3 protein-coding genes are annotated in these 3,398 nt (G+C 39.5%); all 3 read left to right on the forward strand.

Going from position 1 to position 3,398, the window contains the following annotated elements:
- The first annotated feature begins 436 nt into the window (after nucleotides 1–436).
- Nucleotides 437–1,018, forward strand: a complete 582-nt coding sequence (rsxA, locus tag HNR69_RS09145) for an electron transport complex subunit RsxA (protein ID WP_075294082.1) — start codon at nucleotides 437–439, stop codon at nucleotides 1,016–1,018.
- Between the two features lie 3 nt (nucleotides 1,019–1,021).
- Nucleotides 1,022–1,612 (forward strand): electron transport complex subunit RsxB, encoded by a 591-nt coding sequence (rsxB, locus tag HNR69_RS09150; protein WP_136122288.1) that lies wholly within the window; start codon nucleotides 1,022–1,024, stop codon nucleotides 1,610–1,612.
- A gap of 3 nt (nucleotides 1,613–1,615) precedes the next feature.
- Nucleotides 1,616–3,398 (forward strand): electron transport complex subunit RsxC (gene rsxC / locus HNR69_RS09155; protein WP_183405673.1); only part of this gene is annotated, 1,783 nt, incomplete at its 3' end.

Consider the following 3,398-nt stretch of genomic DNA (forward strand, 5'->3'; position numbering starts at 1 on the left):
CTGTAGACTGTAGACTGTAGACTGTAGACTGTAGACTGTAGACTGTAGACTGTAGACTGTAGACTGTAGACTGTAGACTGTAGACTGTCATTTTTCCTGTTCTATTTTATTTGTCAAGTAAAAATTCTTGCTATCCTATCCTAAATTTTTATAGAAAGAAACGATTTTTTACTTTTTATCCTAACTTGATTGAGGCGAACAATTAAAATGTTTGATATTCAAAGAGGATTAAATCATCACCGCACTTTTTAGCATAACGAAAAATCCTAGCTCCCTTCCTAGCTCCCTATTGGGTAAGAGTTCACATTTATATGGCTCGATCAGATAAAATTGAACGCTTAAAAGTGCGGTACATTTTTCAGAGATTTCATTTTTCTGTTGTTCTTACGCTGAGAAATAGCGATAATGTGCGATCTAGAAAATCCATTGAAGACTTATGATAGATTATATTTTACTGATTATTAGTACCGCACTGATTAATAACTTTGTTCTAGTTAAATTCTTAGGACTCTGTCCGTTTATGGGCGTTTCAAAAAAAATTGAAACTGCGATTGGCATGGGATTAGCGACAATGTTTGTACTTACTGTTGCCTCGTTGTGTGCTTATTTAGTTGAGCGTTATTTACTCACTCCACTCCATGCAAATTTCTTACGCACTTTGATTTTTATTCTTGTTATCGCTGTTGTCGTACAATTTACTGAAATGGTCATTCATAAAACGAGCCCAACACTTTATCGTTTACTGGGTATTTTTCTCCCTTTGATTACCACTAATTGTGCAGTTCTTGGCGTTGCACTGCTTAATATAAACTTAGCTCATAACTTAACTCAATCCGTCATTTATGGATTTTCTGCGTCGCTTGGTTTTTCTCTTGTTCTAGTTTTATTTGCGGGATTGCGTGAACGTCTTGCAGCAGCAGATATTCCCCTTCCCTTTCGGGGAGCCTCTATTGCGTTAATTACCGCTGGACTAATGTCTCTTGCCTTTATGGGCTTTACCGGTTTAGTGAGAGTGTAAATAATGGCAACATTACATTACGTTCTGCTGGTTGTTGTTTTGCTTGCCGTTCTTTTTGGGGTAATCTTAGGCTTTGCCTCCATTAAATTAAAAGTTGAAGGCGATCCTATCGTAGAAAAAATTGATGCGTTGTTACCACAAAGTCAATGTGCACAATGCGGTTATCCCGGTTGCAAACCTTATGCTCAAGCTATTGCGAATGGAGATGAAATCACTAAGTGTGTACCTGGTGGGCAACCATTAGTCATCAAAATAGCAGATTTATTAGGCATAGAAGCACCAGCGGGTAATTTTGAAAAAGATCCCCTACCCAAAGTGGCATTCATTGACGAAGATATGTGTATTGGTTGTACAAAATGTATTCAAGCCTGCCCTGTTGATGCCATCATTGGTACAAATAAAGCGATGCACACCATTATTGCCGATCTTTGTACCGGTTGTGAACTTTGTGTTGCACCTTGCCCAACAGATTGTATTTCAATGATCAACGTCAAACAACATATTGATAACTGGGATTGGACATTCGATCCTAAGTTAGTTATTCCCATCGTTGATACTACTTCAGCACAAAAGAAAATCGTTGTAGGAGAATAGGGAATGACACAGCGTATAGATATATTAACCAATTACAATTCAGGTAAACTTTGGGACTTTTATGGAGGTATTCTTCCGCCGGAGATGAAATCTCAGTCGAACCAAACCCCGATAAAAAACTTGCCTTTAGCTAACACTTTTTATGTTCCGGTCAAACAACATGCCGGAAGTGCGGGTAATATTTTGGTTAAGGTAGGAGATAGAGTCTTAAAAGGTCAAGCGTTGACAACCGGCTCAGGTTTGAAAACATTGCCTGTTCATGCCCCTACATCAGGTATTATCAAAAATATTGCCCCTTATGTTGCCGCTCATCCTTCAGGTCTATGCGAATTAAGTATTGAAATTGAAGCCGATGGATTGGAACAATGGCGAAAACGCCACTCGATAGAGGACTTTTTAACACTTAGCCGAGAACAACTCATTGATAAAATTTACCAAGCAGGTATCGCAGGATTAGGCGGTGCGGTTTTTCCGACTGCTGCAAAAATCCAGTCAGCAAACAATAAGGTTAAATTACTAATTATCAATGGTGCAGAATGTGAGCCTTATATCACTTGTGATGATCGCCTAATGCGTGACTACAGCGAAGAGATTATTGAGGGTATACGTATTCTTCGCTATATCTTACGCCCTGAAAAAGCGGTGATTGCAATTGAAGATAATAAACCGGAAGCTATCGCAGCATTGCGACAAAGTTTGCATGGTGCTAACGATATTGATATTCGTGTCATTCCAACTAAATATCCTTCCGGTGCAGCAAAGCAACTTATCCAAATTCTAACAGGATTTGAGGTAGCAAGCGGACAACGCTCTTCCAGTATGGGTATTTTAATGCACAATGTGGGAACAGCTTTTGCCATAAAACGTGCCATTATTAATGATGAACCTTTAATTGAACGAGTAGTTACCTTAACCGGAGATAAAATTGCACAAAAAGGGAATTTTTGGGTTCCTTTGGGAACGCCAATCTCCCATGTACTAACACAAGTCGCCTATCAATATGATTCACGTTTCCCTGTTTTTATGGGTGGGCCTATGATGGGATTCATCTTACCGAATTTATATGCCCCTGTAACTAAAGCGACTAACTGCTTGCTGGCACCGGATCATTTTGAATATGAACCGCCGGCAACGGAACAATCTTGTATTCGTTGCTCTGCTTGCTCCGATGCCTGCCCTGTACATTTAATGCCTCAACAACTGTATTGGTTTGCCAGAGCGGAGGATCATAAAAAGTCCGAAGAATACGCCCTAAAAGAGTGTATTGAATGTGGTTTATGTGCCTATGTTTGTCCGAGTCATATTCCTCTCATTCAATATTTCCGCCAAGAAAAAGCAAAAATTTGGGAAATTAAAGAAAAGGCACAAAAATCAGAAGAAGCCAAAATTCGTTTTGAGGCTCGTCAAGCTCGCTTAGAAAAAGAAGAACAAGAACGCAGAGCAAGGGTTAATAAAGCGGCAGAAAACCGCCGTGCAGAAATGGCACAACAAAAAGGAATTGATCCAGTTCAAGCCGCACTTGAACGCTTAAAAGCGAAGAAATCAATCGAAACACGTGAACACAACCAAGAACAGAAAACGTTTATAAATATTAAAGGCGAAATATTGCCTGATAACAGCGACATCATAGAGCAACGTAAAGCACGTCGTTTGGCTCGTCAGCAAACCAATTCAAACAGCATTCAAGAAATTGAAACTGTTGTACAAAATTCGGAGAAAAATACAGAAAAAAGTGCGGTACAATCTGGCGTAGATCCGAAAAAAGCCGCTGTTGCTGCTGCTATTG

The sequence above is a fragment of the Histophilus somni genome, from assembly GCF_014202395.1.
GTDB lineage: Bacteria > Pseudomonadota > Gammaproteobacteria > Enterobacterales > Pasteurellaceae > Histophilus > Histophilus somni.

Excerpts from the sequence above, each read along its gene's own strand:
- rsxA (WP_075294082.1), top strand. The coding sequence starts at position 437 with ATGATAGATTATATTTTACTGATTATTAGTACCGCACTGATTAATAAC.
- rsxB (WP_136122288.1), top strand. The coding sequence starts at position 1,022 with ATGGCAACATTACATTACGTTCTGCTGGTTGTTGTTTTGCTTGCCGTT.